This window comes from Rhodococcus sp. CX, from assembly GCF_015865005.1.
Classification (GTDB): domain Bacteria; phylum Actinomycetota; class Actinomycetes; order Mycobacteriales; family Mycobacteriaceae; genus Rhodococcus.
Genome location: NZ_JADZGH010000069.1, coordinates 1 through 5027, shown reverse-complemented (window position 1 = coordinate 5027; position 5027 = coordinate 1). Strand labels below are relative to the sequence as shown.

At 73.0% G+C, this 5027-nt stretch carries 4 protein-coding genes and 1 pseudogene; all 5 read left to right on the top strand.

What is annotated here, in order from left to right:
• Nucleotides 1-95: 95 nt before the first annotated feature.
• Complete coding sequence (locus tag I0Q12_RS07345; protein WP_197251308.1) at nucleotides 96-914, top strand: GNAT family N-acetyltransferase; 819 nt, start codon at nucleotides 96-98, stop codon at nucleotides 912-914.
• A 20-nt stretch (nucleotides 915-934) separates the two neighbouring features.
• Nucleotides 935-1510, top strand: a pseudogene (locus I0Q12_RS32280) (lysophospholipid acyltransferase family protein); the annotation flags it as partial.
• Between the two features lie 294 nt (nucleotides 1511-1804).
• Complete coding sequence (locus I0Q12_RS32275) at nucleotides 1805-3040, top strand: cysteine desulfurase family protein (protein ID WP_231610205.1); 1236 nt, start codon at nucleotides 1805-1807, stop codon at nucleotides 3038-3040.
• On the top strand, nucleotides 3037-4122 hold the full coding sequence (gene mnmA, locus I0Q12_RS07335; protein WP_197251306.1) for a tRNA 2-thiouridine(34) synthase MnmA: 1086 nt from the start codon (nucleotides 3037-3039) through the stop codon (nucleotides 4120-4122). The genes I0Q12_RS32275 and mnmA overlap by 4 nt, the downstream gene beginning before the upstream one ends.
• Nucleotides 4119-5027 (top strand): methionine synthase (locus I0Q12_RS07330; RefSeq protein ID WP_197251305.1); only part of this gene is annotated, 909 nt, incomplete at its 3' end. The genes mnmA and I0Q12_RS07330, both read left to right, overlap by 4 nt.

Below are 5027 nucleotides of genomic sequence, written 5' to 3'. Positions count from 1 at the left end.
GGTGTCGGGATCGTCGGAAAGGTGTTCACCGCGCGTGCATCCCGGAGTCATCGCGGTGCCGCCGGGCGGCCGCCCCGGCCCGATACACCTGCACCATGACCACACCGTCGGTGCTCGCCCGTCCGCGTCTCGACCCCGCGCCGGTGCTGTCCGGACCGCGCTACTCCCTGTTCGTCTCCGCAGATCCGGAACACTTCGAGGCCGCGCAACGCCTGCGCCGCCGCGTGTTCTCCGCCGAACCCGGATTCCGGCTGCCGGCCGGAGCCGGTGATCTGGACGAGGACCGGTTCGACGCGTTCTGTGATCACCTGCTCGTCCACGACCGTCACACCGGCACCATCGTCGGCTGCTACCGCATGCTGCCGCCCGATGCCGCCCGCGCCGCCGGGGGCTACTACACCGCGACCGAGTTCGACCTGACCGTGCTGGACCCGCACGGGCTCGGCGCGGTCGAGATGGGCCGCGCGTGCGTCGACCCGGCGCACCGCTCCGGGACGGTGCTCACGCTGATGTGGGCGGGCATCCTGCGATACCTGGAACTTACCGGCCACACCTGGGTCTTCGGGTGCGTGTCGGTTCCGATGCGTGCCCACCCCGGCGAGGTTCACGGCGCCAACGTCCTCGCGGTTCGCGACGTCCTTCTCACCCGCCACGCCGCGACGCCCGGGCACCGGGTGCAGCCGCTGCGTCCGGTGCCGGCGACCGACCGGGCCGCCCGCGCCGTGCTGCCCCCGCTGCTGCGCGGATATCTGCGGCTGGGGGCCCGGATCTGCGGCGAACCCGCCCACGACCCGGACTTCGGGGTCGCCGACTTCGTGGCGCTGCTGAACCTCCACGACGCGGACGCGCGCTACCTGGCGAGGCTGCGCAGCGCCGCGGAGCAGGCCGATCGCGTCGCGGCGGTCCCGGCGTGAGCGTCCGGACCCACCCCTGGATGCCCTCCAGTCCGTGCGACACGAGTTGCCTTCCGCGCGACCCGGATCGTGTGAGTCTTCTCACATGCGCGGGGCGGTGGCTGGTCGTGCTCGTCGTCCTGGCCGCGGTGCCGGTCCTCGCCGCAGGACGCCTGCTGCCCGCCGCCGCTCGCGTCGCGTTGGTGCGGGGCTGTGCGCGGGCGTTGCTGCGCTGCGCGGGCGTGCGGCCGACGATCACCGACCTGCGCGACGACGCCGAGACCGGACGCGGGTCGGGCGTCCTCGTCGTCGCTCCGCACGTGTCCTGGATCGACGTTCTGGTGCTCACCGCGATCGCACCGTCCGGATTCGTCGCCCGCGCCGACCTGCTCGGCTGGGGCACGCTCGGGACGCTCGCGCGGCGTATGCGGGTCATCCCCATCGAGCGCGAGAACCTGCGCGAGCTGCCGGAGGTCGTCGCCGGGATCCGCACCCGCCTGCAGGCCGGTGACCGTGTCACGGTGTTCCCGGAGGGCACCACGTGGTGTGGGCGGGCGCACGGCCGCTTCCGGGCTGCGCTGTTCCAGGCCGCCGTCGACGCCGGATGTCCCGTCCAGCCGGTGCGATTGCGCTATCTCGGCCGCGCCGGCGCGGTCGCGACCGCTCCCGCGTTCGTCGGCGACGACACGATCGGTGAGGCGATCCGCCGGATGCTGCGGCACCGGGGCACCGTGGCCGACGTCGTGCTCGCACCCCTCCAGCCGCCCGGCACCGACCGTCGCGCGCTGGCGGCGCGCTGCGAACGTGCGGTACGAGGCGAGCCGGGTGAGATGCCGGTCACGGTTGCGGCTGCGGCCGCGGGCCAGCGAGCGGTCGGGGACCGACCCGGCACCCGCTATCCTGGACCGGTCATGACCTCGCCCACCGCCGGCACATCCGGCTCCCCGAAGACCGTCTACCTCGACCACGCCGCGACCACCCCGATGCTGCCTGCGGCGATCGAGGCGATGACGCAGGTCTTCGCGACGGTCGGCAACGCCTCGTCGCTGCACGGCTCCGGCCGCGCCGCGCGCCGCCGAATCGAGGAGGCCCGCGAGTCCATCGCCGCCGATCTCGGGGCCCGTCCGTCCGAGGTGCTGTTCGTCTCCGGCGGCACCGAGGGCGACAACCTCGCGGTCAAGGGCATCTTCTGGGGCCGCCGGGCGCAGGACCCGCGCCGGAACCGGGTGATCGCGAGCGCGGTCGAACACCATGCCGTGCTCGACGCGGTCGAGTGGCTCGTCGAACACGAGAACGCCGAGGTGACGTGGCTGCCCGTCGACGCGGACGGGCGCGTCGATCCCCAGACGCTGCGGGCCGCACTGTCCGAGCACGCCGACGACACCGCGCTGGTGACGGTCATGTGGGCCAACAACGAGGTCGGCACCGTGATGCCGATCCCCGAACTCGCCGCGGTCGCCGCCGAGTTCGACGTGCCGATGCACAGCGACGCGGTGCAGGCCGTGGCCCACCTGCCCGTCGATTTCGCGGCGAGCGGCCTGTCCGCCATGACGGTCGCGGCGCACAAGTTCGGGGGCCCGCAGGGCACCGGTGCGCTGCTGCTGGGCCGCCAGGTGCCGTGCGTGCCGCTGGCCCACGGCGGCGGGCACGAACGCGACATCCGCTCGGGCACGCAGGACACCGCCTCGATCGTCGGCATGGCCGCGGCGCTGCACGCGGCGGTCACCGACCTCGACGCGACCACTGCCCGACTCGCTGCGCTGCGTGATGCGCTCGTCGCCGGCATCGAGGACGTGATCCCCGAAGCGATCCTCAACGGACCGCGCGGCGCGAACCGTCTGCCCGGCAATGTGCACTTCACTTTCCCCGGCTGCGAAGGGGATTCGCTGTTGATGCTGCTCGACGCGGCGGGAATCGAGTGCTCGACCGGTTCGGCGTGCACGGCCGGTGTCGCCCGGGCCAGCCACGTGCTGATCGCGATGGGAGCCGATCCGCGCATCGCACGCGGTTCGTTGCGATTCTCGTTGGGGCACACCTCGACTCGTGCCGACGTGGACGCGGTGATCGCGGCTCTGCCGCAGGTGGTGGAACGGGCGCGCGCCGCCGGATTGGCGAGCGCTGCCGGTCGTGGAGGTGACGGACGATGAGGATTCTCGCGGCGATGAGCGGCGGTGTGGACTCGGCGGTGGCCGCGGCCCGCGCCGTCGATGCCGGACACGAGGTCGTCGGTGTGCATCTGGCGCTGTCGACGGCGCCCGGCACGCTGCGCACGGGTTCGCGCGGCTGCTGCTCGAAGGAGGACGCCGGTGACGCCCGGCGTGCCGCCGACGTGCTCGGAATCCCTTTCTACGTCTGGGATTTCGCCGATCGCTTCAAGGAAGACGTGATCGACGACTTCGTCGCGTCGTATGCGGCGGGGCAGACCCCGAACCCGTGCCTGCGGTGCAACGAGAAGATCAAGTTCTCGGCGCTCGCGGACCGGGCGGTCGCGCTCGGCTTCGACGCCGTCGCCACCGGCCACTACGCCCAGCTGAACGACGGGGTGCTGCGCCGTGCCGTCGACGCCGACAAGGACCAGTCGTACGTGCTCGCGGTGCTCACCGCCGAGCAGCTCTCGCGGGCGATGTTCCCGGTCGGGGACACCCCCAAGGAGCTGATCCGTGCCGAGGCCGCCGAGCGTGGGCTGGCCGTCGCGAACAAGCCGGACAGCCACGACATCTGCTTCATCCCGTCGGGTGACACCCGTGCGTTCCTCGGTGCCCGCATCGGCGTGCGGCCCGGCAAGGTCGTCGACGCGGACTCCGGAGCGGTGCTCGCCGAACACGAAGGCGTGCACGGATTCACGATCGGCCAGCGCAAGGGGCTCGGCATCGCCGGACCCGGACCGGACGGCCGTCCCCGCTACGTGACCGAGATCGACCCGGACAGCGGCACCGTGAAGGTGGGATCGGCCGAACAGTTGCAGGTGCGCTCGATCACCGCCGAACGTGCGGTGTGGACCTCGGGTGTCGCCCCGGAGGGACCGATCGAGTGCGTCGTGCAGGTCCGCGCCCACGGAGGGATCGCCCCCGCGGTCGCCGAGGCGGTCGGCACCGGCATCGAGATCTCGCTGCGCGAGCCGCTCACGGGTGTCGCCGCAGGTCAGGCCGCCGTGCTCTACCGGCCGGATCCGGCCGGGGACATCGTCGTGGGCAGCGGCACCATCGCCGCCGCGACCGGCGGCCGGTGACCGCGGCCCCGGAAGGTCCCGGACGCTGGGCGGGCATCGGGACCGGAATCGGATCGTGGCCCGGCGTCGACGCGCGTGAATCCGCCGCGGTGATCCTCGGCGAACTCGCCGCGCTCCCGCACCTGGTCGAACTGCCCGCCCGCGGACTCGGGGCGGACATGATCGGCCGGGCGAGCGCGCTGCTGGTGGATCTGCACCTCGACGGCACCACCACCGGCTACCGGCTCACCGGTCGTCGCGGCACGATCGCCGCCCGCGCCGAGGATCTGCTGAACCAGGATCTCGACGCGTTCGAAGAGGCCTGGGAGAACGCGGGTCTCGGCCCCGGCCCCACCGTGAAGGTGCAGTCCGCCGGTCCGCTGACACTCGCCGCGCACACCGAACTGGTCACCGGCCGCCGCGTCCTCACCGATCCCGGTGCGGTACGCGACCTTTCCGAATCGCTGGGGGAGGGCCTGTCCCGGCACGCCGCCGAAGTCACCCGGCGGACCGGAGCCACGGTCGTCGTCCAGCTCGACGAACCGGCCCTGCCGGACGTACTCGCCGGAACCCTCACGGGCAGAACGATTCTCGAGTCCGTTGCCGCGATGCCCGAACCGGAGACCCAGCACGTGCTGGACACGACGATCGAGGCGACGCGGCGGTCGGTCGCCGTGCACTGCTGCGGCGGGACCGTACCGACCGGGCTGCTGCGGGCGAGCGCCGCGGACGCGGTCGCGCTGGATGTCGCCCGGGTGTCGGCCGCCGACCTCGACGGCATCGGCGAGCTCCTCGACTCCGGCACCACCCTGCTGCTCGGCCTGATCCCCACGACCGCGCCGGCCACGCCGCCGACGTGGCGGCAGGTCGCGGCACCGGCGGTGACCTTGATCGACCGGCTCGGCTTCCCCCGAGCGGCCCTGCGC